Annotated in this window: 17 protein-coding genes; 9 read left to right on the plus strand and 8 right to left on the minus strand. The window is 50.6% G+C overall.

Annotated elements, in window-relative coordinates:
• Positions 1 to 204: 204 nt before the first annotated feature.
• The 3 genes from ACZ5PT_RS12895 to ACZ5PT_RS12905 all read right to left on the minus strand — a co-directional run bounded on the left by ACZ5PT_RS12895 (position 205) and on the right by ACZ5PT_RS12905 (position 2904).
• Positions 205 to 486, minus strand: coding sequence for a hypothetical protein (locus ACZ5PT_RS12895; RefSeq protein WP_464263442.1), 282 nt, complete (start codon positions 484 to 486; stop codon positions 205 to 207).
• A 118-nt stretch (positions 487 to 604) separates the two neighbouring features.
• Positions 605 to 1765: an aminotransferase gene (locus ACZ5PT_RS12900; RefSeq protein WP_464263443.1), complete on the minus strand. Its 1161-nt coding sequence runs from the start codon at positions 1763 to 1765 to the stop codon at positions 605 to 607.
• A gap of 5 nt (positions 1766 to 1770) precedes the next feature.
• On the minus strand, positions 1771 to 2904 hold the full coding sequence (locus ACZ5PT_RS12905) for a M20/M25/M40 family metallo-hydrolase (protein ID WP_464263444.1): 1134 nt from the start codon (positions 2902 to 2904) through the stop codon (positions 1771 to 1773).
• Between the two features lie 188 nt (positions 2905 to 3092).
• Here ACZ5PT_RS12905 and ACZ5PT_RS12910 point away from each other — a divergent pair, with 188 nt between their 5' ends.
• The 6 genes from ACZ5PT_RS12910 to ACZ5PT_RS12935 all read left to right on the plus strand — a co-directional run bounded on the left by ACZ5PT_RS12910 (position 3093) and on the right by ACZ5PT_RS12935 (position 9875).
• Complete coding sequence (locus ACZ5PT_RS12910) at positions 3093 to 4466, plus strand: peptidoglycan DD-metalloendopeptidase family protein (RefSeq protein WP_464263445.1); 1374 nt, start codon at positions 3093 to 3095, stop codon at positions 4464 to 4466.
• Complete coding sequence (locus tag ACZ5PT_RS12915) at positions 4463 to 6202, plus strand: aldehyde ferredoxin oxidoreductase family protein (RefSeq protein WP_464263446.1); 1740 nt, start codon at positions 4463 to 4465, stop codon at positions 6200 to 6202. Before ACZ5PT_RS12910 ends, ACZ5PT_RS12915 begins: the two co-directional genes overlap by 4 nt.
• On the plus strand, positions 6199 to 7371 hold the full coding sequence (locus ACZ5PT_RS12920; RefSeq protein ID WP_464263447.1) for a class II aldolase/adducin family protein: 1173 nt from the start codon (positions 6199 to 6201) through the stop codon (positions 7369 to 7371). Before ACZ5PT_RS12915 ends, ACZ5PT_RS12920 begins: the two co-directional genes overlap by 4 nt.
• A 13-nt stretch (positions 7372 to 7384) precedes the next feature.
• Positions 7385 to 8515, plus strand: a complete 1131-nt coding sequence (locus ACZ5PT_RS12925) for a tetratricopeptide repeat protein (protein WP_464263448.1) — start codon at positions 7385 to 7387, stop codon at positions 8513 to 8515.
• Positions 8516 to 8539: 24 nt separating this feature from the next.
• Complete coding sequence (locus ACZ5PT_RS12930) at positions 8540 to 9124, plus strand: acyl carrier protein phosphodiesterase (RefSeq protein ID WP_464263449.1); 585 nt, start codon at positions 8540 to 8542, stop codon at positions 9122 to 9124.
• Positions 9125 to 9188: 64 nt separating this feature from the next.
• Entirely contained in the window at positions 9189 to 9875 is a 687-nt protein-coding gene (locus ACZ5PT_RS12935) for a CAAX prenyl protease-related protein (protein ID WP_464263450.1), read from the plus strand.
• 180 nt (positions 9876 to 10055) lie between these two features.
• Here the strand turns inward: ACZ5PT_RS12935 and ACZ5PT_RS12940 are convergent, their stop codons facing one another.
• The gene (locus ACZ5PT_RS12940) at positions 10056 to 11393 is read right to left on the minus strand and encodes a radical SAM family protein (RefSeq protein ID WP_464263451.1); all 1338 of its coding nucleotides are present in this window, start codon (positions 11391 to 11393) and stop codon (positions 10056 to 10058) included.
• A gap of 125 nt (positions 11394 to 11518) precedes the next feature.
• Between ACZ5PT_RS12940 and ACZ5PT_RS12945 the strand changes: the two genes are divergently transcribed.
• Positions 11519 to 13207, plus strand: coding sequence for a B12-binding domain-containing radical SAM protein (locus tag ACZ5PT_RS12945; RefSeq protein ID WP_464263452.1), 1689 nt, complete (start codon positions 11519 to 11521; stop codon positions 13205 to 13207).
• A gap of 56 nt (positions 13208 to 13263) precedes the next feature.
• Here ACZ5PT_RS12945 and ACZ5PT_RS12950 read toward each other — a convergent pair whose 3' ends face one another.
• Both ACZ5PT_RS12950 and ACZ5PT_RS12955 read right to left on the minus strand, forming a co-directional pair.
• Positions 13264 to 14448, minus strand: coding sequence for an OmpA family protein (locus ACZ5PT_RS12950; RefSeq protein WP_464263453.1), 1185 nt, complete (start codon positions 14446 to 14448; stop codon positions 13264 to 13266).
• A 102-nt stretch (positions 14449 to 14550) separates the two neighbouring features.
• The gene (locus ACZ5PT_RS12955; protein WP_464263454.1) at positions 14551 to 16221 is read right to left on the minus strand and encodes a DUF6178 family protein; all 1671 of its coding nucleotides are present in this window, start codon (positions 16219 to 16221) and stop codon (positions 14551 to 14553) included.
• Between the two features lie 178 nt (positions 16222 to 16399).
• Between ACZ5PT_RS12955 and ACZ5PT_RS12960 the strand changes: the two genes are divergently transcribed.
• Together ACZ5PT_RS12960 and ACZ5PT_RS12965 are read left to right on the plus strand one after the other, a co-directional pair.
• Positions 16400 to 18814 carry an ATP-binding protein gene (locus ACZ5PT_RS12960; RefSeq protein ID WP_464263455.1) on the plus strand — a complete coding sequence of 805 codons (2415 nt, stop codon included), beginning with the start codon at positions 16400 to 16402 and terminating at the stop codon, positions 18812 to 18814.
• Positions 18811 to 20940, plus strand: a complete 2130-nt coding sequence (locus ACZ5PT_RS12965; RefSeq protein WP_464263456.1) for an LVIVD repeat-containing protein — start codon at positions 18811 to 18813, stop codon at positions 20938 to 20940. Before ACZ5PT_RS12960 ends, ACZ5PT_RS12965 begins: the two co-directional genes overlap by 4 nt.
• Before the next feature lie 184 nt (positions 20941 to 21124).
• Here the strand turns inward: ACZ5PT_RS12965 and ACZ5PT_RS12970 are convergent, their stop codons facing one another.
• On the minus strand, positions 21125 to 22075 hold the full coding sequence (locus tag ACZ5PT_RS12970) for an IS1595 family transposase (protein ID WP_464263457.1): 951 nt from the start codon (positions 22073 to 22075) through the stop codon (positions 21125 to 21127).
• Between the two features lie 48 nt (positions 22076 to 22123).
• Positions 22124 to 24325 (minus strand): TonB-dependent receptor plug domain-containing protein, encoded by a 2202-nt coding sequence (locus ACZ5PT_RS12975; protein WP_464263458.1) that lies wholly within the window; start codon positions 24323 to 24325, stop codon positions 22124 to 22126.
• Positions 24326 to 24561: the final 236 nt, after the last annotated feature.

Genomic DNA, 24561 nt, shown 5'->3' on the forward strand with positions numbered 1-24561 from the left:
TCTAGGAAGCTAGCGCATTAAAATTATAAATTAATGAGATCCGAATTTCCCACAGGAGCGTAAGCAGGTCAATCTTTTTGTTTGTCGTTCGCAGCCCCGTAGCGGGTGGCTTTTTCTTAATCACTCTTTGTCGGTGCTAATGAAGGCAGGCCGTGACTTTTTGCTGCTCTGCCCCGGCCTGTTTTCATCGTTTGTCTTTTTACGCTAATTGGGAAATTTGAAGTCGCTACCAGCAAATTGAATATTTGCTGCATCGTTTGCCCGTGGAGGGGAAACGGCATGCACGCCACCGCAATGTGGACAACAGGCAACAAAGGTCGCGAGAATAAATTCACCTTTACAACCTTGGCAGTTGGTTTGTAAACCACCTTGAGGCAGTGGTCGCTGACGTAGCGCTCCGCCGTGTGCTTGATAGACAAATTCCACCAATTCTCTGCCTTCAGCAAATGGTCCCGAATCGGATCCGCAACTTGAACAACCGCTCATGATAGATACTCCCGTCACGCATTGAGTAAGAAAGTTAAAATGAAGAACAAGCTTTGATGACACCTTACTGGTTTTGTTGGCGGAGTTTGTTGACGCAGGTCAAAATAGGGTATTTTGTTTAATCACAGAGCAGGAAGCGTTCTACGGCGGTAGGAATAAGCTTTTCACTGATGTTGCCAAAAGCGAGACGCAGATAGGGTTCCAGGGCTGGGCCGAAGGCTTCCCCGGGAAGACAGAGCAGGTTGGCCTGGTCGATAAGGCGGTGGGCAGCTTGTCGTCCGGTCAGCTCTGGCCAGGGGTGCTTAATCCAGGCGAAAAATGAGCCGCTGGCGACCAGTTCGAAGCGGGAGGACGTCGCGTTAAACGAAGAGCAGAACAAAGTGTGCCGGTCGAGCATCATCCGGGTGTTTTGTGCAACCCAGTGGTCCAGTTTTCGACAGCCATATTCAAGAGCAATTTGTGCCGGACGTGGCTGGCAGACGACCATACTGTCTTGAATTTTCAACGCCTGCTGAATGAAGTCTGCGCCGGCAATCAGCGCTCCGCAACGAAGGCCGGTCAAAGAAAAGGTTTTACCGAAAGAGGCGATGTGGATGAAATTATCCGGCCAGTCTTTTCGGCCAAAAAGAGCATGTGGTGGGCCCTCTATGAACGCGTTGTAGGTTTCGTCAAGCACCAAGGCGATATTATTGCTTTGGGCCAATAAAAACAGCGCATCGATCTGCTCCGCTGGAATCACGGCACCGGTAGGATTGCTTGGTGTGACCAGCAAAATTGCGCGCGTTCGGGGGGTGATCAGTCCCGCTATCGTCTCAGTGTCCGGTAGCCCGGCACGTTCCGGTTTGAAGGGCGCGAAGACCGGCTTGATGCCGAGGGCCTGAAGTCCCATCGGGTGATCGAAGTAGGCTGGCAGCTGGACAATGACTTCATCGCCCGGCGTGCAAAGGCAGCTCATCGCCAGCCAAAAGGCTTGACTTGCGCCGATCGTCAGGCAGAGCTGCTCTGGGCAAGGGGCCGTTGCATAGCGTCGTTGATACCAGTCGCAGACAGTTTTACGCACCTCTGGCAGTCCTTCGTCGGGACTGTATTTGAAACTTTGCGGATCATCCAGGCTGTTTTTTAAATGTTCGATCAACTCCAGCGGCGGTGGATAGTCGGGGATCGCCTGGCAGAGGTCGATGAGCGGCATTTCGGCGCTAAAAGTACGCCCTGCAAGCCAGCCCTTGACCTCGGTGATCGGTGGCGGCTGAATCTGTTGAATATGCTTGGCGACGGACATGGTCGTTAAGCCCGGCGCAGAATTTCGACCAGCAGCTCACTGACTTTTTCCATGTCATCTACAGTGACCTGCTCATTGACGGTGTGGACCTTATTCATGCCGGTCGCCAGAATCACCATGTCGATTCCCTGGCCGTTATAGATGTTGGCATCGGAGCCACCACCAGCTGAACGAATATCCTGGGGACGGTCGAGGGCATCGCCAGCCTCGCGAATGATTTGCAGGATCGGTGCATTGTCGTCGACCTGCATGATCGGGAAATCCTCATTTAGCTCAAGCGCCAGCGAGGCCTGCTTGGTTTCACCGTCAATTTCAATCGTCGCTTTGGCGACTTCTTCTTCAAAGGTTTTGATGATTAGTTCGGTCTGCTTGCGCAGTTTGTCTGTGTTGTGGCTACGGATCTCTCCGCGTAGCGTCACGTGTCGAGCAACAATGTTTGAGGCCAACCCACCTTCGATGGTGCCGATATTGGCGGTGGTTTCATGGTCGACGCGACCGAGGGGGAGCCTGGCAATCGCTTTGCTGGTAATTTCGATCGCTGAAATGCCTTGTTCCGGGCAGACCCCGGCATGAGCTTCCAGGCCGAAAACATCAATTTTAAAGCGGTTGGCCGCCGGAGCGCGATTGATAACGACATCGACACCTGTCGTGTCGAGAGCGATTCCCTGCTTGGCATGCAATTGGCTGAAGTCGAGCAGTTTGGCTCCCAGTAGTCCCTGCTCCTCACAGACAGTGACGACAATCTCCAAAGGAACGTGGGGGATCTGCTGTTCGCGTAGCACCTCTATCGCTTCGATGGCCTCGACAATTCCAGCCTTGTCGTCGGCGCCGAGAATAGTTTCTCCGGCACTGGTAAAGACACCATTATTTAGAACCGGTTCAACGTTCTCGGCCGGGGTGACGGTATCCATATGTAAGGAGAGTAAAAACGGTTCGCCTGCTTTGGTGCCCGGTAATCTAGCAATTAAATTACCACTCTGGCTGCCGATCTTTGGCCCGGCATCGTCGAACTCGACCACGGCACCGAGTTGCTGGAATCGTTGCTCAAGGTAGCTGGCAATGGCAGCTTCCTGATATGAGGGACTGTCGATGGCAGCCTGTTTGGAAAATTCGGCGCAGATGCGATTTCTATTAATCATTTGAGTATCCTTTGGGTCGGTGGTAAGGAGTGACTTATGTTAGCTGGTACGGCGACAACTGGCAATCATTTCGCAGCGTAGTTTTCTGGACAGAGTCCCCTGGGGAATGTTATAGTCGTTTAATTCGCGTGTCGTATCTAACAGTAATTTCAGGGTTAGAGTATATCTCTTGCCCCTGTGGTCTGCCGATGAGTTTGAATCAAGATTTTCAACCGCCCCGCAAAAACTTCACCTTTGCCCGTTCCCGTCGCCCGAGCCGTCGTTCATTGACCTTTGCCGCTGGATTACTGATCGCGGTTGTGGTCGGTGTGATTTTGTTCGGCAGCGGTTCCAGTCCGGACTTGCAAGCGCGCAGCGAGCCGCTGGAAATTTCAGCTGCTCCAGCACCCGCGACTCCGCCGGCACCGCCCGAACCGCCACAACCGGTTCGGCGTGAAGTTAATAACCTGATTCAGTCCGGAGAAACGATTTCCGCCTTACTCGGTGATTATTTTTCGCCGCAGGAAATTCATGAACTGAATCTGCAGAGCCGCAAGGTCTTTCCTTTTACCAAAATTTGTGCCGGTCAGCCGTATCGTCTCTGCACCACCGATGGCTACTTCGACCGGTTTATCTATGAAATCGATGATGAAGAGCAGCTGATCATCAGCCGTGAGGCAGATGAAACCCAGATGGAACGGGTGCCGATTATTTATGATGTCGAAACCGAGTTGGTGCAGGGGGTGATCAAAACCAGCTTGTTTGACGCCGTAAATGAGGCCGGTGAAAATTCGAAATTGGCCATCGCCCTGGCCGATATTTTTGCCTGGGATGTCGATTTTATTCTTGATTTGCGCGTCGGCGACACCTTTCAGGCACTGGTCGAAAAACGGTTTCGCGAGGGCGAACCAGCTGGGTACGGTAATGTTCTGGCTGCTGAGTTTATCAATCGGAAGAAGGTCTTTCGTGCCTTCCGCTATCAGGATGGCGAGCTGCGCCCGTCCTATTATGATGAAAATGGCGATAACGTGCGCAAGGCTTTTTTACGCGCGCCACTTTCCTTTACGCGTATCTCCTCCGGTTTCACCATGAAGCGCTTTCACCCGGTGACTAAAACCTGGAAGGCACATCCGGCCATCGATTACGCGGCTCCTCCCGGAACCCCGATTAAAACCGTCGGTGATGGCACCATTAAGCGGATTGGTTACACCAAGGGCAACGGTAACTTTATTGAGGTGCGTCACAGTAACGGTTATTCGACCCTCTATCTGCATATGAAGGGTTTTGCGCGCAAAATGTCGCGCGGTAAGCGGATCAATCAGGGGCAGGTCATCGGCTATGTCGGTAGCACCGGATTGGCAACCGGGCCACACCTGTGTTTCCGGATGCGAAAAAATGGTGCTCCGGTCAATCCGTACCGGGTCAAAGTTCCGGCGGCGAAGGCCGTTTCCAAGGCGCAGATTGCAGAATTTAAAGCGTTGGCGGTGCCCTTTATCGCGCGCTTCGAAGAGAGTCGTCAAGTCGAGCAGGTTGCGAAAGTTGAGATTCCAGACGGAGTTCCGGTGCTGGAGTCGGCGCAATGAATGGTTGGCATGGCCGACTGCTCAATGTTGATTTAACTGCCGCCCGCATCTGGGTAGAAACGATTCCGAGCGAATTATTACATTCCTACCTTGGTGGCCGCGGTCTCGGCGTTCGCTTGATGCGTGATTACTACCAGCTCGATCCTTTTTCTGCCGATATCCCCTTGATCTTTGCTGCTGGGCCTCTCTGTGGAACGCCTGCTCCAACCGCAGCGCGTTTAGCGGTTGTTTCCCGTTCTCCTTTAACCGGGACCATCTACGATTGTTCGGCAGGCGGGCGCTTTGCCTGGCGTTTGAAGGCTGCCGGATTTGATGCGTTGAAAATTTTCGGACAAAGTTCCGCTCCGGTTGTGCTGCAGATTGATACACAAGGTGCTCGTTTGCTGCCGGCCGACAATCTCTGGGGACAGAATGTCGGCGCAACGGTCAAGGCACTATCTGAGTATGGCAGCGTAGCAGCGATCGGTCCGGCCGGCGAAAACCGCGTACTTTTCGCCAATATCATGATGGGCGAGGGCAATTCCGTCGGACGTGGTGGCCTCGGTGCGGTGATGGGGGCGAAGCAGCTCAAGGCGATTGCCGTAGACGGCGATTGTAAGGTCGCGTTGGCGGACCGGGATCGCTTTGATGTAGCGCGTAAAGATGTGCTGCGCCTGTTCAATGCCTCACCGGTGATTTTTGGTGACCTGGGAATTGCGCAGTACGGAACCCCCGCATTGGTCGACCTGATGGCGCAGCGCCGTATGGCGCCGACGGAGAACTTCCGTAAAACCCATTTCGCAGCCGCCGATCAGTATTCCGGTCCGGCGATCCGTAAGGAATATCAGCCGAAAAATCATGGCTGCTACGGCTGTCCGATTCAGTGCAAAAAGAGTACGCAGGATGGGACACCGCTGCCGGAATATGAAACCGTCAATCATTTCGGGGCACTCAACGGCATCAAGGATCTACGTTCGATCGTCAATTCCAACAACCTCTGCAACCAGCTCGGCATGGATACTATTTCTGCTGCAGCAACGTTGTCCGCTTGGGGGGAGATTCGTGGTGAGTTTCCGCGTGTCGAAAATATTGGTCAAATGTTAGAGCAGATTGCTCTTCGCCAAGGGGAAGGTGAACTGTTGGCCGAAGGTTCGCAGCGGCTGACACAACAGCTCGGACAGCCGCAACTGAGCATGGGTGTCAAGGGCTTGGAGCTGCCGGCTTACGATCCGCGTGGTGCCTACGGCATGGCGCTGGCTTACTGTACCAGTAATCGGGGCGGCTGCCACTTGCGCGCCTATCCGATTTCTCACGAAATCCTGCGCAAGCCGGTACCGACTGATCGCTTCGATTTCGCAGGCAAGGCGCGGATGATAAAGATTGCCGAGGATTGCAACGCCGCGATTGATTCGTTGGTTGCTTGTAAATTTTCCTTTTTTGGTGCCAGCCTCGAAGAGTACGCAGAATTGATTGCGGCAACCACCGGGGTCGATTATTCACCCCAGGCGTTGAAAGAAATCGGCGAGCGTATCTATCTGACCGAGCGATATTACAATCTGGATAACGGCTTCAGTGCCGCCGATGACCTGTTGCCGGAGCGCTTTTTTACCGAAGCGGGTAGCAGTGGTGACGGTATCGAGGTGCCACCGATCGATCGGTCGCGGTTTGTCGAAGAGTTGCAGAAGTATTATCGGATTCGCGGTTTGGACGATCAGGGGCAGTTCCAGGAGAAGAACTTTCTGGTGCAACAGCCATGATCCGCCAGCTTGAAAGGTTTGTCGGTAAACTGGCGAAGGATGGCAGTGCCGATATCTCGCGGATGGCTATCCTGGCCAAGGATGAAAACCTGCTCTGCCGGGGAGCAGAACCCCTACTGCCGCTTGGGCAGGCGGTGATTGAGCGTCTCAACGTTATCTCGCTGGTCCTGGCGGCTCCGCCGTTGCCGTTGGTTGATCTGTTGCTCGGACGAATGCCGGCCTCCGCTGATTCAGTTATTCCGCAAGATACTGAAACCAGAACATTTCTGCACGATATCCCGATTGTCAGGCTGGATGAGTTTTCGGTTGAGAATCCACAGCGACTGGTTGAATTGCTCGGTCAGCGCAAGGGTATTCTGGTTGAAGGGGTCGGGATCCTGGCGACCGGTAGTGTCACTGTCGAACAGGCCTATATCAACTATTCCTCGGTTTATCATGCCCTGTTTGTCAAGTTGCTGTTGATGTTGTTGACCGATCCGCAACCTCCGAGTGCTGCCGAAATGGATCAGCTGCAGCCCCTTTGGCGGCAGCTCGATAGTGAAATTCCCGACCGCAGTGACGATCTGATCAGCGCGCCGCTGGAAGGCAAAAGTGCCATTCTGCAAGCGATGGATCAGGTTGGCAAGCGGACGGTTGAACTTAAACTGGTCGATTCTTTTTTCGGTAACATCTCCTGCCGGCAAGAAAATAGTTTGTATATCTCGCAGACTGGGGCCAGTCTCGATGAGCTGCCGGGTTGCATCGATCTTGTGCCGAATGACAATTCGAGTACGGCAGGAATTACCGCTTCGAGTGAATTGATCGCCCATCGGGCTATTTTTGAGCGGAGTGGCGCACGAACCATTCTGCACGGTCATCCTAAGTTTTCAGTCGTTCTTAGTCTCTTGTGTCATGAGACAGAATGTAATATTACAGATTGTTGGAAAAATTGTGATAAAATCAGATACTTAAACTCAGTCCCGGTGGTTGCTGGGGAGGTCGGAGCCGGTGGGATTGCGCGTAATGTCCCGCCAGTGATTGACGCCGGGATTGCTGTTGTTTATGGTCATGGGGTTTTTGCCACTGGCGAGCATGATTTTCGCCAGCCCCTTGCTGCGATGGTAGCTCTGGAAAACTGGTGCCGTAGAGAATTTTATCAATCATTATTAAAGCGGTACCAAAATGGATAAGTCAGGAGACAGTGTGGAAAACTCAGGGAACAGTGGTGTGGGACAGAGGGGGGAGAAGCGTCAGCTTTCGGTTATCGAACTTTCTAAACGGGCGCGGCAAAAATTTCGCGCACGACGTTTCAACGAGGCCCAGGAATTGTTCGGCCAGGGGCTGCAGCGGGAACCGGATAACCCCTATTTGTTGTCCGGGATGGGCGATGCCTGTCGCGAATCCGGCGAGTATATCGAGGCCGAGCGGTGTTATCGGCACCTCCTGGAGATCGATAGTCGTAACCTGTTTGCCCTGCGTGGTCTGGGGGATGTTTGTAAGAAATTGGCGCGCCATCAAGAAGCGATCCGTTTCTGGAAAACCTATCTGTCGCTTCGTCCTCGAGACAAACATGTGATGACACGGATTGCCGACAGTTGCAAGGCGCTGCTGCAATTTGAAAAGGCGGGAGAAGCCTATCTGCAAATCCTCAAACAAGACCCGAGCGATCGCTTTGCTTTGACCGGAATGGCTGACTTGCAGCATCGAATTGGCAAGGACGAAGAGGCCATCGAATATTACGAAAAAGTCTTACAGTTTGATGCCAATGAATTACATATATTGACCATTATCGGCAAGCTCTGCTGGCGCATCAACGCGTTTGATAAAGCGGAACGTTATTTCCGCCGCGCCCTGGCTGTTGATCCGCATAATCCTTATGCCCTGTATGGGCTTGGAAACTGTTTCCGCTGGCACCATCAATATGCTAAGGCGATAGAAACCTGGCAGGAAATTTTACAGCACAATGAAGGAACCCAGGCTCTTTTTACGCGAATGGGAGATGCCTATATTAATCTAGGCAACGTCGCTGACGCGGAAGTTTCTTATCGCAAAGCGATCGAGTTGGGCGATGATCCTTTTGCCGTTACCGGATTGATCCGCTTGTACTGTGATCGTCGGGACTGGGCACAGGCGTCTGAATTGTTCTGGCAGTTGGTTGAAAATCAAGAAGATGCCCACCATCAGGTTGAGGAATTAACCAAACGGTTTGTCCGTGCCGGGCAGCGAGAAATTATGCTCGATTTTTTTCGGCAATTATTGGCCGCTGGCAATGATAATCGATGTGCTAGCGAAGAAATTAGAAGTTTGCTTTCTAAGCTTGAGGGCGAAATATAACTATTTTTCTGGTGTTATTGTCTCGTGAACTACTTGGCTCATCTCTATTTTTCGGCCCCAACGCCTTTGGCTTGGTCCGGCTCCCTGATGGGAGACTTTGTTAAAGGACCGGTTCCCGCGGATCTGCCTGTCGAGTTAAGCAGGTATTTACGGTTACATCGTCGCATTGATTCCTATACCCAGCAGAATCCCGTTTTTCAGCAGAGCCGGCGGCGCTTGGATCCCCGATTCCGTTATGCCCGCAGCATCCTGGTCGATGTCTTTTATGACCACTTTCTGGCGCGCAACTGGTCTCAGTATTCGTCTCAGCCACTCGCCGAATTTGCTCAGGATGTCTATCGTGGTTTGCAGGCCAGCCATGGGCTGCTACCAGAATTGTTGCAACAGCAATTACCGCATATGATTGAGCATGATTGGTTAACTTCGTATCAGGATAGCGAGGTTGTGTTGCGGGTTTTACAGCGGTTGGAAAAACGCCTAAAGAACAAGTTTCCGCTGGCGCAGGGGATTGACGAGTTGGAACGTTGCCGAGTTCCACTGGGAAATGATTTTTCTGCATTTATGATTGAAGCAACGGCAATGGTCGATGACTGGTGGTTGCAGAATTAGGCTGTTTGTTAAGTTGTGCTGCACTTAAATGTAATGGGGCTTTTTTTTCAAGAGGGAGGGGTCGATGGGCAGGGAAGGTTGGGTACGAATAATACCGTTTGCTGTGTTTATGGGTTTTATCGGTCTGCAGCAGGGCTTTCAGTGGGCTGCCGAGCAAGGCATATTAAACCTATCCGCGCAACAACTGCTCTATCTCTATCCGCTCAAGGCCGTTCTGGTTGCGGCACTTCTGCTATTTTTCCTGCGTCGTTACAAAGAGTTGCGTTGGGCCGATTTCAAAAACCTCGCCCATACGGGCGGCAGTGTTCTGCTCGGACTACTGGTTTTCATCCTCTGGATCAATATGGATTGGGACTTTGCCACCTTCGGAACGAGTAAAGGCTTCGATCCCACCCTGATTGACGATGGTAGCATTCGAGCAAGTCTCATTTTTTTTCGTATCTTTGGTGCGGCATTGGTGGTGCCAATTATGGAAGAGCTCTTCTGGCGTTCCTTTTTGCTGCGTTACATCATCGATTCAAACTTTATCGCTGTGCGTATCGGCACCTACACGCTGGCGTCGTTTGCCATCGGTTCGGTTCTGTTCGGGCTTGAGCATAATCTGGTTCTCGCGGGCATCATGGCTGGAGTCGCTTACAGCCTGCTGCTGTACTGGACCAAAAGTATCAATCAGTGCATCCTGGCGCATGCCGTCACCAACTTGGTGCTGGGGATTTATGTTCTGCAGACCAGCAACTGGCAGTTCTGGTAAATTCGGGCTCCCCTGAAGCACTCCAGCTATTGCAGGATAGTCCCGGAAACAGTGAACAGGACAAATTGTTCCTGTCAGCAGTAATGTTCTCCTACTCCTAATGTCGGTTGGATCATCTCACCGAATAAAAAAAGGCGACCTGTGTTAAGGCCGCCTTTCTTATGCAATTTTACGTTTGAGTCACAGCTTTGCCGGTAATGGCCAGTCGCTTTCAAACCCCGCTGGATAAAAATTATCCTTGGTTCGATTGAAATAGCCGAATTGAATTTGCGGACAGGCGGTTTTTATCCGGTCGAGCATTTTCTTCATACCAATTCCTTGTCCGCTAGCGCCCATGGCGTTCCAGTAAAGCAGTGGATCGATACTCAGGTTGCGCATCTGGATCATGTCGACGCCGGTTGAGTTGAGCAACTCCAGCAGCTTGTCTATTTCATCTTCGCGATCAGTGATTCCGGGGAACACCAGATAGTTGAGCATGGTGTATAAGCCATTTTTCTTCGCCCGGTGGATCGATTCGATCACATCTGCAAACTTGTATCCCTGTGGTCGATAGTAGGGGGTGTAAAATTTGCCCTGTACCGAATTGAGTGAGACACGGATTGAATCGATGCCAGCCTCAGTGAGTTGGTCTATCGCTGCCGGAATCGAGGCGTTCGAGTTGAAATTGATGGTGCCGCGCTCGGTTTGCTGGCGCATCTCTCTGACCGCGCTGCAGATAGTGTCGGCTTGCAGGATTGGATCACCCTCGCAGCCCTGACCAAAAGAGACGATGGCATTATCTGCTGTTTTCAAGTGCGGTACAGCGACCTCGCAGAGTTCCTGTACGGTCGGGACAAAGGTCAAGCGATCCTGGCTGGATGGGCAGCAGTCCGGCGCTTCCTGCTTGGAAATACAACCGACGCACCGGGCATTACAGGTCGGCGAACTGGGCAGGGGCGCTTCCCAGCGACCGAAAAAGAGATTCTTCGCCGCGAAGCAGTGGTAGTCGAGAGCGCAGCGGGAAAGTTGCTCAATCAGCCGATTCTGCGGATAGGCCGCGACCCGCTCGCGCACCAGTGGCTCCAGTTGCCGGTCGTCAAAATGTTCCGCCTGCCACTGTTGATTGCGATCAACGCGCACTGCCGCAACGTAAAAGCGTTCCTCCTCGACACACCAGCCTACGGCAGTATAGGACCAGAGGGTCAGCTCGACCTTTTTTTTCTGGTAATCGGCGGCGGGCAGCAGGGTGCGGGTAAATGCCGGGGAGACAAAGGCCGAGACGGCTTGCATCGCGCCGCCGCCCCATTCTTCCGGCAGCCGCTCGGCGGTTATTTGTTTCCCGCTGTCGCGATCAAAGCCGATCGGTGGAGTTCCCGGAATGGTGAACAGGCGACTACCTTCTGGCAGCGGGATCAATTCATCCATTTCCGGCCGGCGGACAGTCATACCGTTCATTCCCGCCATCAACAGCTCAGGGTGTTCAAAGACCTCGCCGCTCTCGTCAGCAACAACTGCAAGGATAGTTTTTTTATCACTCATGGGTAGATTCCTTTTCTATGGCGGCGGAGCATAGCACAAGTTGGGATTGCGGATAAAGGGACTAGGGCAAGGGCAGGTGTCTTGATCCTTGAATCCCGACAGTTATTTAAGCTATCCTCCCCGGTATGCGAACACTTTTAACCACCCTGCACAGTAAATATATCCACGCCAGTCTGGCCCTGCCGTCTTTGGCCGCGTTTTGTCGCAACGATTGCGGAGAACTGCTGATCCAAGAATATACGGTTCATGAGCCGAAGGAGTCGCTGCTGGCGCAGATTGTTGCTCAGCAGGTCGATGTCGTCGCTTTTTCGGTTTATCTGTGGAATCGGATGGTCACGTTAGAATTGGTCGACAGTCTGAAACGGATCAATCCGGATTTGAAAATAATTCTCGGCGGCCCGGAGGTTTCTTTTGAAGCGGCTGATTTTTTTTCGTGTTATCCGGTCGACGCGTTGATTTGCGGTGAAGGGGAACTTCCGCTGCGCCATCTGCTCAGCGCTTGGCAGTCCGGCGAGGAACCTGCTGAGCAGCCCGGTTTGCGTACGCCGTCAAATCCAGTTGCTAATAGCAACAGTCAACTCGCTGAGCTTGATCTGCTGCCATCGCCTTTTGCCTCTGGTCTGGTTGATCTGAGCCGTGGCCTGGTTTATTACGAGAGTAGCCGCGGTTGCCCGTACGATTGTAGCTTCTGCATGAGTGCCTTGGATGACAAAGTGCGCTCCTTCTCCATGTCGCGGATATGTGCTGATTTGCAATTGTTGATTGATGCCGAAGTGCCGCAGATCAAATTTGTCGATCGCACCTTTAATTACCACAGTCAACGCGCTCGAGAGATTTTCAGCTTCATTTTGCAGAATAATCGCCGCAGTCATTTTCATTTTGAGATCGGCGCTCATCTGCTGGACGAAGAGACCCTGCAGTTACTGGAGACTGTTCCTGCCGATACATTTCAATTTGAGATCGGCGTACAGTCAACCCTGCCGGAGACCTTGAAAAAAATCGGCCGCCGAGCGTCGCTGGAGAAGCTGGCGGAGAATGTTCGCCGTTTGCGAGAAAAAGGCACTATCCATCTGCATCTCGATCTGATCGCCGGCCTGCCGGGCGAGAGTTATCAGCAGTTCCTCCGCTCCCTTGACTGGACCGCCAAGCTGAATCCTCAACACCTGCAATTGGAACCGGTCAAGTTGCTTCCCGGCGCGCCGTTACGTTCACAGGCAAAAGAGTTCGGACTGCAGTTTGATCCTCATCCCCCCTACAGTATTCTCCGTTCTGATGATTTGGCATACGCCGACCTCGAACGGTTGCGTGGCATCGGTCGTTTGCTCGATCTGTTGGTTAACAGTGGGCGATTTCAATTCCTTCTGCCGTTATTGACCGAGAGGTTTCACCGCCTTTCTGCCTGTTTGGAAGATATTGATCGCTACTGGCGAAAGGAAAATCTCTATCAGGGAACAAAATCTCTGCGGGAGTTATTTTCGCTGCTCTATGGTTATCTGCAGCAGAGGTTCGATGCGACTGAAATCGCAAAGTTTCGCGAGGCGCTGGCACGTGATTACGCCCACAATGAACGCGTGGTGAGCGGTTCTGAACCGCCTTTTTTTGCGCTTGATTTAAATGATGCCGAGCAAGGGGTAGTGCGACAGACGGTTAAGCGGGAGGTTGCGCAGTTAAAACGTTCCGGGAAAATTCAGTATTTTGCAGCTGCTTTTCTCGCATTGCCGGACAGTCCGGGGCGCACTATTTTGCTCTTTCTTTACCAAAGCAGAGCGCGACGCGGGCAACAGGTTAAAGAGATTATGCTACGCAGTGACTAAACAAACGGCCGGGGATTTGCTCCCCGGCCGTTTGTTTTAACCTTGTCCGAATATATTTATTCGGTTGCTCCGCAGGCGACTTCTACGCGGCGGTTCTGGAACAGACCATCTTCGGTTGAATTGTCAGCCACCGGCATGGTTTCGCCGAAACCGCGACTGCTCAGGCGGTTTGCAGGGATGGCGAACTTTTCAATCAGGCGATTTTTGACCGCTTTGGCACGACGTTCCGAGAGCTTTTGGTTGTAAGCTGCAGGGCCGAGATCATCGGTGTGACCATCAATGAAGACGGTGTTTCCCGGAAAATTATTGATGCATTGCGCTGCTTTGGAAATTTCACCATCAAAGTCCGGGCCGATCTGCTCGCTGTCGAGACCAAAATTGATCCGTAAGGTCAGCTTGCTGGTGCAACCAACGGCGTCGACAGAAATTCCTGCTGGAGTATTCGGGCACTGATCCTGATAGTCGAATACGCCATCGTCATCAGTGTCGAGTGGGCAACCGTTGCTGTCGATCGCGGCATTGGTTGGCGTATTTGGGCAGTTGTCGCGGTAGTCAGGGATGCCGTCGCTATCGCTGTCAATTGGGCAGCCAATACTGTTCACTTTGGCCCCTGCCGGAGTCTCCGCGCATTTGTCCCGGTCATTCATGACCCCATCACTGTCACTGTCGAGTAGCGGAACGGGTTCTGCTATAACGACGGGATCCGGAACAACATCTGGAGTTCCGAGTTGAAAAACTAAGCCCGCCGAATAGAGAAAGTTGTCTTCCGGTTCGGGAAAGTCGAGCAGGTAACGGACGTCGGCGCGTATGGCAACGAAGTCGTTAAGAAAGAATTTGAGCCCGCCGCCGACATTGGCGAGCAGATGTTCACTGTTGCTGCCGCTGTTGGGATCGATGATGATTTCACCCAGGCCAACGGCAAGGTAGGGCACCAGTTGTTGCTGTGGTCTGAAATGATAAAGGGCATCGAGGCGGTAGCTTTGCACCTTTGCGTCGCTGCTTGCTGCGGCATCGGCGTCTGCATCGGTTCGGCTATAGACGGCTTCAAGGGCGGCACGATCAGTCAGGTTAAAACCGAGGCCGACCGACCAGAGGGAAGAGTCTTCGAGGTTTTGCTCGTCATCGAAGATATGTCCGCCGAACATCGGGGACAGGGTAAAGGTCCCTGGTTGGATACCAGCCCAGGCGGTTGTTGTCAGTAACAGCGCAAGCAAGAATGTGACGGTCGTTCTGAACAGCATAAAAGTCTCCTGAGGTGGCATCGGTAGAGGGATATTATCAATTAACACGCTGGTTAAAATAGCACTCCAGGAATAGAATGCAACCTTAACATTCAGATTTTGCTAGTATTTTACCAATATGCAGAGCGGATATCCGCAGTCGAGTTCGGCGGGGTCGATGGCACAGAGGTCTTCCTGCCAACATTCAAGGCAGAATTCAACAAAGAAACCACAATCGACGTCGAGTTCTTTGATCAGCGCATGAAGCTGGTTGCGAAAATCAATATTAAGCTGGTTGTCGCTGATGGTTTGAGCTTTAAGCAGTAGCAGGTCCTCTGCAGACAAGTGACGCGGCTTAAACGGGCGGCTAAGCACCTGATTGGCAACGGCGGTCAAAAAGAGAGTTGAAAGAGAGATTCCCTCTTCATCAAAATCGTCGTCTGCGGGAAGGTCAAAGGGCAGTTGTTCGCTGAACAGTCGCTGCAATTCTTTGATCTGCTGCAGACGCAAATTGACGAGCTCGAGATCTTTTAGCGTCGCGATTGCTTGCAGATCGCTCGGTTTGTCGGCGCATGCTTCGCGGTAAAGAACTGGTGGCTGCTCGGCCAGGGCATCGAGGAACAGTTGCTCTGGATAATCAAGCAAGAGCCCGATCGGTCCGCTGATAATTTGTTTCGCGATCGTTTGACTTTGCGTTATGAGGCTATGTCCAAGTTGAAACAGATGTAGCAGGTAGGTGCTGTTAATGACCTGCTCGGCTTTGCTGATGTCGATTCCAGCCAAGTGCTCTAACGCCAAATTGAGGGTATCGTAGATTTCCTGCAGGCTGCTGCCGACATCGGCAGGGGACGCCAGATCTGTTCCATCGGCGCTCATTTTGCGGTTGGCCAATAGGCAGAGTTCACTGGCTAGCTCGTGGCTCAAGCCGTTAGTCAGCAGTTCTGCCAGCAGGTTGTCGGGATTAGCCTGGGCGAGCAGGGCCGCTGGATTTGGCAGGGTTTTCGCTTCAACGAGAAAGTCTTTTTTCCCCCCAGAAGTGAAGTGTTCAGGATCGCAAAAGGCGTAGATTTCTCTGGCGTCAACGGCCGGGACAAAACCAAGGTCGGAAAGACGGTTATTGCGTTGTTGAAAGACCTCTTCTTCGAGGGTTGTCACCATTTCGCTGCGGACCAATTCCATCAGAAACAGGTAGGTTTGTTGAGCATGCTCAGCGAGAATCAACAAGAAGGGACCGACGATTTTGGCGGCATCTTCACTGGTATAGTCGACATCGTAAACACCGAGTATCCGCTTGGCATTTTCGGCATCATCGTCGTCGTAGGCTTCTAGACCACGAATGATGGTCAGATGTTTTTTCAAGAAGATGGCCAGAACTTCCGGTTCGAGTTCCTCGGCTAGCTGGCAAACTTTGTCCGGCCCGGTTTCGAGCAACAGTTGCAGCCAGAGCAGGGACAGCGTCGGGCTGAGCACATCGCCCTCCCAGCAATCCAGATCGAGCAGGGTGGTGATCTGTTCAGTGCTGGCCAGCGCAAGCAGCTCGACAAAATATTCGGCACCCAGTTCGTTAACCGCCAGGTAGAGCTCCTGCGGATGCAATTGCGGGATGAGTTCGGCCACGTCGGTGGCGTTGATCAGCAGGTCATATTTTTGTTTGCCGCGGGCCTGGCGGATCATCTCCAATCGTTCCGTACTGGCCAGAGCATTATATTCCTTGATGGAGATGCTGCGGTCCTGGCGGTGCAGTGTCAGGTGGCCGACCTGGCGTTCGTTGGGTAGATTGATCCGGGTCATCATTGTTTCCTTCCATTTTACATTTTCATACTTACGACTTAAAAGGGACGCTACTCTAATGCAGACGTGGGGTTTTTTCAATAGGTAAGGTTGCTGATTCAGCCGGATAATCAAGCTTTTACTTCATTTTATTAAAGAATATTGCTAGTCTGGGCGAGAATTTGCCAGGAGATAGTTAACCTTGTTCGTACGCTTTTGTAATATATCAATCAGGAAAAAACTGACCGTGCTGATGATGTTGATCAGTATGCTTATTCTCCTGTTGGTCAGCAGTCTCTATATTGCCGAAGAAATCTACTCTTCCCGTTTTTTTCTGCAGCGTGAAATGTCCACCTTGGGAAGGACCCTGGGAGACAGTTGCAAAAAGCTGCTGATGGTCAAAGAGTTGGCAGCCACCAAGCAAATCATTGCTTCCTTGCAGGTGCAAAAAAACATTCATGTCGCCTACCTTTTCGATGAGACCGGCACTCCGGTTTCAGAATACCTTGATCCGTCAGATACGCCATTTGTACTGAAACATATTGCGCTTGATTTCGCCGATCCAAAAACAAAATTTTGGGCCACGTTGGAGCAGCAGAAAATAACCTCCAGTTGGAACCATTTGGGGCTGTTTTTACCCATCAAGCATAATGATCGACAGGTCGGCAGCATTTACCTGATGAGTGATTTGCGCGATCTCTATGGGCGACTCAGTGGGGTTGTTTTTGTTGTTTTGTCGCTGATCGGGTTGCTGTTGTTTTTATCCTGGTGGCTTTCCGGCAAGTTGCAGCGACCGGTTTCTGCACCGTTGCTGAGCCTTGTCGAAACCATGGGCTCCATATCGCAGAGCAAAGATTTTTCGTTGCGGGCGCAAAAGGAGGGTGGAGATGAAGTCGGACTGCTGGTGGATGGTTTTAACCGCATGTTGGAGCAGATAGAAACGCATCGTCAAGAGTTAGTGGCTCATCAGCAGAGTCTGGAAAATACGGTCGAAGTTAGAACTGAAGAATTGCGCGAGATGGTTGGTGTGCTGGAGCGTGCCAAGCAACAAGCCGAAGCTGCAAGTGAGTCAAAGTCCCAGTTCCTGGCTAATATCACCCACGAGTTGCGAACACCATTAATCGGGGTGCTTGGAATGAACGAGCTATTGTTCCGCACCTCAATGGATGGACAGCAGCAGATGTTGGCGACGACAGTGCAAAAATCAGGGGAAGACCTACTGTTGCTGATCAATAATGTGCTCGATTTTTCCAAGATCGAAGCCGGGAAAATGCAACTTGCGCAGGCCGAATTTGAACTAGCTCGAACGGTGGATGAGGTTCTTGAACTGTTGTCTGGACCGGCAGCCGATAAAGGCGTGGCACTTTACAGCGATGTGTCTTTACCCGCCGCTTGTCGCGTGATTGGTGATGAACTGCGGATGCGGCAGATTCTTATGAACTTGATCGGCAATGCGATTAAATTCACCGGCGAGGGCTCAGTTACCGCAAAGCTGGATTGCCAATTTACCTCTGCCGATGTGGCCGAATTTGTTCTCGAAATTATTGACACTGGGATCGGCATGACTGATGAGGCGCAGCAGCAGATCTTTTCTGTCTTTTATCAGGCCGATGGCACCCACACGCGGAAATATGGTGGAACCGGATTGGGTCTGTCGATAGTACAGCAACTGGTGCAATTGCTAGAAGGGCGGATCAGTCTGGAAAGTTCCGTCGGGCATGGCAGCAGTTTCAAGGTCAGTTTTAAGCTGCCCTTTGTTTCTGCTGCGGATATGCCGTTAGCGGAAAGCCAGCGACAGCGGCCTGTGCTGATTTACGCTGTCGATGACACCGTTCAGCAGCTGTTATCGACCCGTTTACATGATCTAGGAATTGTGGCCGTTGCCGCAACTTCTGTGGAAAATGCCTGGTATCAACTCGGCTCTGCGGAACGAAACGGGCGACCTTTTAGGCAGGTGATTTTTTCCGCTGAGGCGTTATTGCCCGATGGTCAGACCCTCTATTCGGCGATTCGTGCTGAAGTTAAATTCAGCTCTCTGCGGCGAATTCTGTTGATGAAGCGTATACAGACCATCGACCTGGGTAAGCAGGAGCACAAGCTTTATCTGCCGGTCGGTTGGAGTGATCTCCACGAAACCCTTTGCCAGAGCTGGCATGAACTGCACTTGGTTGAAAAATTACCGAACGACCTTCAGCCTGCGGTGGTTTCTGCCCCGTCTGTTGCAAAGGCGAAACTTCTCCTCGCCGGTGGGAGTGTGGCGAGTCGCGAACTAATCAAGATTTCTCTCAGTGATTTGTCGGTCTGTGTAGATAGTGCGAGTGATTTCGATCAATTACAAAATAAAGTTGCAGGTGTGGTTTACGCCGCCATTGTTTTTGATCTGTCGACACTTCCTTTGCCGCAAGTGCACGATTATTGTCAGCAACAGCGGACAAAGGAGCGCCTGTTTGTTCTTTGTCCACCGTCGGGCAATGTTGATTTCTTGCGACCTTTGGTTGCCGGAGTGATCGAGAAGCCGTTTAAACAGGAAGCGTTTTTGCAAATGTTACTTCCCTTGCTAAAGAGTGAAACCATACTGTCTTTGAATTCGACCGTTGATGATGAGGCCTGTCTATGAAGCGGTATCTCCCGGTTTTAATTCTTTTGCTCATCCTTGGAGTGTACCTGTTTGCATTCGGTTGGGCGGGCTTCAATTTTGCTTCTTATGCAAGAGGGAGTTTGCAACTGTCGCTCGAGAAGATTGCACCTCGCCAGACACGATTGGATGAAAAGGTCACCTTGTCTTTAGCGGGAGAGGGGTTTGATGACGAGACTCGCGTCACTATGCATCTTGATGTCAATAATCAGGATGCGGTTGTTGGAACGTTTCCAGTCGATAATATTATCCATGATATGGAAATTATCGACAAAAAACTCATTCTTGCCGTGAACAAAAATGGACTTAAAGTTTTCGATATCAGTGATCCACTCAAACCGAAAATGATTCCAACCCACATCGGATCGAATATCACTGTCATTGACATAGAGAGCCAAGGTGACACCTTGTACCTGAGTTGTGGAGTGCAAGGGTTGAAAATCGCTCAAATTGGGGGTAAATCAGGATTTATTAACTGGAAAAATCTCAAAACTTGGTCTGCCGCTATTGCCAGCAGGGTCGTCGGTCATTTTCTTTATGTTGCTGCCGGCAAGGGTGGGTTGCTTGTTTACGATCTGGATAATATTGACGATGGTCAGCCTCTTGCGGTTATTTCTTCTGATCATAGAGTTCTCGGCCTTGCTGTCTTTGGTAATTACTTGTATGACGTCTCTGGGCCTGGTGGTATCAATATTTATAAGATTGATGACTCAGGCTTGCCGCTTCTCACCGGCCAGTTGTCTTTTGACCTTCCTGTCAGGTCAATTAGCATCGCAGATGGATCTCTTTATGTATTGGAGAGGGGGCGGGTGAGTCAGTATAGCCTTGCTGAACCGGAATCTCCCCGACTTGTTGCTGAACAGCCGCATTTCAGTATGCCTCATAGGCTCCATTATGCCGGAGACAGAATTTACGTCAGTGATAATGAGAGTGGTTTGGGGCTGATTGATAATAGCGAGAAGCTTCTGCCTGAAACGGCTAGTTTTTTCCATCTGGGCGGTAATTCACGCGCGTTAACAACTGTGGGGCAATACCTATATGTTGCCGTTTCGAATTTCGGAATTAAGATCGTTGACCCTCAAGCCATCTTGCCTCGCCAAGTCACAAGAACATTAAAGACATCCAAAGCGGTTAGGGCTTTTCTGATTCACGGTGACTACCTGTATGTGGCTGACGACAACGATAAATTTTTCGTTAAGAGTTTGTCTGAAAAAAGTTCTTCGTTTAAGCCCTTTGCTTCGGCCCTTTCGCGCTCGATGACAATCTCCGGAAATCTTCTGTATATCGCAAGTCAAACATCCGGTATTGAAGTTTATAGCCTCGAAAATCCTGCAGCTCCCGAGTTGGTTGCCAAGTGGCCAGAACTAAAAATGCACCTGGCTGCGGTTGACGGAAATTATCTGGTTGGTTCTCTGGGGGCGGCGGGACTGAAGCTGATCCGCCTAGCGGGCCTTGATACGCCAAAGATATTGGATACGGTGCCGGAGATTGTTGTTTCAGGCCTTTTTGTCAAAGATGATCTGGTCGTCGTGGCTGGTGGGCGTGCCGGTCTGATGATTTATCGAATTAAAGAAGATGGACTCATTTTTTTAAGCCAGCTTGCCTTGCCCTTTCCGCTTGACCAGTTCTCGTCAGCAACTCAGGTTCAGGTTGTTGGTGATCTTGCTTACGTTGCCAACGGTGAGAGTGGCTTGATGCTTGTTGATATTAGTGCTCCTGAGGAACCCTATATCCTTAGTTCGTTAAATTTGCCGGGGTATGTGACTTCCTTGCGGGTTGATGGGGATCGGGCTTATGTCATCAGTCGTTATAGTGGTTTGCACACAGTTGATGTCAGTGACTTGCACTCACCAATATTGTTGAGTTCTGTGAATATTTCAGATTTGTATGGTGCACCGCAGCGCTACAAAGAGCTTCTTTATCTGGGGAACCGTTACATGGGAGTGACCGCCATCCCGCCGCCTCGCGAACTTGAAGCTGTTTCGGTTCTGTCCTCAGGAGTGTTGCAAGTGACTATCCCGCCACCGGCGTTTCCCGGTCGCTACAGTCTACAAGTGAGTAATGGGGAGGGCACAGCGTCTTTGGCCGGGGTGCTAAGATACCAGTAGCTTTAGAATTTGTAGGTCATCCCTGCCCAGTACTGGCGGCCGAGTTTGTATTCATCGTCTTCTGTGCCGACTTCAACTTTTCGGTTAAAGACGTTGAAGACTTCCACGTTGAATTCTAAAGATTGAAAGTCCAAAAGTTCTTTTTCCCAACTTATTTTCCAGTCAAATGTTAACCTGATTAGCGCTAATCTTCAGCCAGTCGCAACCAAGTCTCTGTCCTTGGGCTAGTCTGGCAGCCAGCAAAGAGAAGGCGCGGTAGAATACTGGCTAAATCAAAGCGCCGGTTGAATCGATACTGAACTTCGGACAAGTACCGATGGGCATACTTGTCGAATTTGAAACCGTGGTAATTACCATCAATAGAAGTCTTGATATTGCCCAAGATCGTATTGACCCAATGAAAGCAGCCCATGTCGATGCTTTTTCGCTGGGTGCCGACGACTTCACGTTGATGTGTGCAACCAGCCGCCTCAACGGCTCGAAAACAAGCCAGACCATCTGAAACGACTGTTGCGGACGCTTTTAAAAACTGCTGAGCCCATGCTTTTACTTCAGCGCTACTGAATGCTTTAACGGGGGTAAAGACGGCTCGTTTAGGGTGACCTTGGGAGTTCGTCTCTATAGCCGCTATAAAGGGGAACTTGTTTTCTGAACCCCGCCCGACCTTGCCTCCAGTGCGTTCACCACCCAGGTAGGCATCGTCAATTTCAACGCGATCTGCAAGCACTGTTGTGTCTTCGCGCTCATGCATAACTTGCATTAGCTTGTGCTTCAGGCGCCAGGCTGTGCGGTAACTGACGCCGATCCGCCGCATAAGCTCCAGTGTCGAGATACTGGTTTTGGTCTGCGTCAAAAAGAACAGCGCCTGAAACCAGATGGACAGCGGCAGCTTAGTCGCGTGAAAAATCGTTCCGCTGGTCAAGGTCACCTGCTTATGACAGCGGTTACATTGAAAGGTTTTGACCCGGCCATGCCAGACGTTGCAATGGCTGCTGCTTTGGCAGCATGGACAAGTAAAGCCTTGTGGCCAGCGAGCTTTTTCAAGCGCAGCCTCACATTGCTCGTCGGTTCTGTAACGACTTAGAAACTGGTTAAGGCTCAGGCCAGCTTGAAACTGAATACGATTCATCTTCATGGACGCCTCCTTTGCGTGTTGTCCATGTGATGATACACAGTTAGCCTGTCAGGCTATGTCACTCACTGGCTGAAGCTCGACACTAATCAGGAATGTTAAAGCGCTGTGCTTGGAGATTTCATCGTAGATATCATAGGTTTCGCCATCGATACTGATATTTTTTCTCGTGTCACCCAGGGCCCGATAGCGGCTTTGATACCTGGTTGTGTTGGCGAAAGAAAAGTCATAGGGTAATTCTGCCATATAGATCATAGTGACAGTCCAGGGACGAGTGTAGTCGGTTCTTGGTAGATCGGTTTTGAGCTTTAACTCTCCATCGTGATAAACAAAATTTTCTAAATCCTCTTCATCTAATGTATCTGTGTAGCTTTCATTGCTGCTGGTTGTTTCTTCGTAAATTGCGTTTATTGCTAATGAATGCTTTCGCCATTGTTTTTCCCAGTTAATCCGAAAGCTACTGTATTCACTGGAGCCATTATTGTTTAGGGTCGTTTCACGGTATCCGTCAGCGTTGGGGACGGAATTTTTTTCTTTGGCGAGTTGATCTTTATTCTGCCGGTGAATGAAGCCGAGGGTTAGGGTGCTGGTAAGTATCTTTTGTCTGAAATCAAAGGAAAGTTCATCTGAATAGGGTGTTTTTAGGGTGGTAAACTTTGTTATCGCAGGACTGGTGGATTCGATTGGGTCCGTCCAATCAGTAAATTGATCCGGTCGTGTTGAGTTTCCTAATGGCTGGATGGCTTCGCGAAGTTTCGCTGCTAACAGATTCTTGCCGTAGTAGCGGTTGGCACCAAAGGTCAAAGTAGAATTATCGTTCCCAAAAAAATCCACTGCAATGGAAAGCCGTGGTGCCGTATTCAGGTTTTTCATCAGATCATCGTAAGACACACGAAGACCTGGTTTGAACGTCAGCCTGCTTATGGTTTCATCCAGCTCGAAGTAGGATGCCAGTGAGTTTACACGTTCACTTGCGCTTCCTGCTGGGTATACACTGCGTTTGCTTAAGAACTGCTCTCCCTCAACACAGGCTGGATCGTTGGGGGCACATAGATCCCCGGGATTAAGCTGTATGGGCGTTCGGTATGCATAGACGGTGTTCGGTCGCATATTTTTAGCTTGAAGGTATTCATATTCAAGGCCGAGATTAATTCGAGTCTCAAGTTTATGAAAGGTAATTGGGTGAGCGTTCAAATGGGCTTGTAAATTTAACGCTTGAGATTTTCTTGTTAAATCGCCGAACCCTCCTTCGTTGCTTGAGCTTCTGTTGATCAGTGTCCCCCAGTCCTTGGTCGGGCCAAAGGTTGATTTCCAGGAAAAAAAATGGTCAGGAGCCGCTCGTTCGTCAATATTTTTCTTCATCGCGGCATTCAACTCAAGTGTTCCCACTGTGGTGGTTGTCTCAAGGTTGGATTGAACGGCATATGATTCACTGGAATATATAAAGTTACTATTGAGAGTTTGGTTAAGGAAAATATTTGCTCGGTAGGGTGCAAATGTAAGAGAGGATTTTAATAGTGTGTCTGCTGATAATTCACTAACCAGCTTGAGGTAATAGTTGTCTGAGTCTCTTGTTTGGATTTCTTGTTCCCCGAAAGGGTTAAGTGGAATCCTTGAGTAGTTTTTTGAATACGCAAAAAGCAATCCATGTTTGTCATCGATCGGGCCACTTAACTGAACGTTTACGTAGTGTTTGTCAAAATGCGGTTGTGTGGTGGTACGATCAGCACCCTGGAAACCCTCTTCATCATCGGGATGAATGTAGAAATTTGTCCAGTTGTCACGTGTCGTTTTGTAGCTGAAATTACCCGCTAATTTGTTTCCAGGGTCTATTGTCTCAGCATCAACAACGCCACCGGTGAAATTCCCATAGCGAGCGGAAATGTTGTGATCGTGTATTGTTAAGCTCTTCAACAGGTTTGGGTTTATGTAGATTTCTTGTGGATTTGAGGCCAGTATGTGAAAATCATCTATTTTGAGTGCATAAGGATCGAGGGAACTTGAATTGCTGATTCCATCAATAAGGAAATTATTTTCGTAACCACGTCCACCTGATATCGATATGTTCTCAGGCTCTATTTCTCCTGATTGGGACGAGGCGTTGCTTTGTTCTGAAATCTGAACACCTGGGACTAATTTCAAATAATCAGTGATAGTTCCTTTGTTCGGTAGTTGCTCCAGTTGTTTTTCATCGAGCGAGGTTGTGCCTAGCAAAGGATCAATGCGGCGTCCCGATACAGTAACTTTTGGCATTACAGGGACACCATTGCTTATTTGTGTCCCTTGCAATTCTTCGGCATAGGTACTATTGCAGTTTAACATAATCATTATGAAGCTGAAATATGCTGCGGTTACGCTGTATTTAAGGTATCTGGTCATGCAGGTGGTTGCCAATCAGTGTATTTTGGGTTAGTAGCTATACTTGTCATTTCGCGGTAAATTACCAGCGATATGCTCTGCTTTACAAGCTAATACGTTTTAATGGGGAT

Source organism: Desulfuromusa ferrireducens, assembly GCF_055389805.1.

What these genes read in the sequence shown, in the direction of transcription:
- ACZ5PT_RS12975 (WP_464263458.1), bottom strand. Translation starts at nt 24,325, where the DNA reads ATGCCAAAAGTTACTGTATCGGGACGCCGCATTGATCCTTTGCTAGGC.
- ACZ5PT_RS12935 (WP_464263450.1), top strand. Translation starts at nt 9,189, where the DNA reads ATGGGCAGGGAAGGTTGGGTACGAATAATACCGTTTGCTGTGTTTATG.
- ACZ5PT_RS12970 (WP_464263457.1), bottom strand. Translation starts at nt 22,075, where the DNA reads ATGAAGATGAATCGTATTCAGTTTCAAGCTGGCCTGAGCCTTAACCAG.
- ACZ5PT_RS12905 (WP_464263444.1), bottom strand. Translation starts at nt 2,904, where the DNA reads ATGATTAATAGAAATCGCATCTGCGCCGAATTTTCCAAACAGGCTGCC.
- ACZ5PT_RS12950 (WP_464263453.1), bottom strand. Translation starts at nt 14,448, where the DNA reads ATGCTGTTCAGAACGACCGTCACATTCTTGCTTGCGCTGTTACTGACA.
- ACZ5PT_RS12955 (WP_464263454.1), bottom strand. Translation starts at nt 16,221, where the DNA reads ATGATGACCCGGATCAATCTACCCAACGAACGCCAGGTCGGCCACCTG.
- ACZ5PT_RS12920 (WP_464263447.1), top strand. Translation starts at nt 6,199, where the DNA reads ATGATCCGCCAGCTTGAAAGGTTTGTCGGTAAACTGGCGAAGGATGGC.
- ACZ5PT_RS12965 (WP_464263456.1), top strand. Translation starts at nt 18,811, where the DNA reads ATGAAGCGGTATCTCCCGGTTTTAATTCTTTTGCTCATCCTTGGAGTG.
- ACZ5PT_RS12940 (WP_464263451.1), bottom strand. Translation starts at nt 11,393, where the DNA reads ATGAGTGATAAAAAAACTATCCTTGCAGTTGTTGCTGACGAGAGCGGC.
- ACZ5PT_RS12900 (WP_464263443.1), bottom strand. Translation starts at nt 1,765, where the DNA reads ATGTCCGTCGCCAAGCATATTCAACAGATTCAGCCGCCACCGATCACC.
- ACZ5PT_RS12910 (WP_464263445.1), top strand. Translation starts at nt 3,093, where the DNA reads ATGAGTTTGAATCAAGATTTTCAACCGCCCCGCAAAAACTTCACCTTT.
- ACZ5PT_RS12915 (WP_464263446.1), top strand. Translation starts at nt 4,463, where the DNA reads ATGAATGGTTGGCATGGCCGACTGCTCAATGTTGATTTAACTGCCGCC.
- ACZ5PT_RS12895 (WP_464263442.1), bottom strand. Translation starts at nt 486, where the DNA reads ATGAGCGGTTGTTCAAGTTGCGGATCCGATTCGGGACCATTTGCTGAA.
- ACZ5PT_RS12945 (WP_464263452.1), top strand. Translation starts at nt 11,519, where the DNA reads ATGCGAACACTTTTAACCACCCTGCACAGTAAATATATCCACGCCAGT.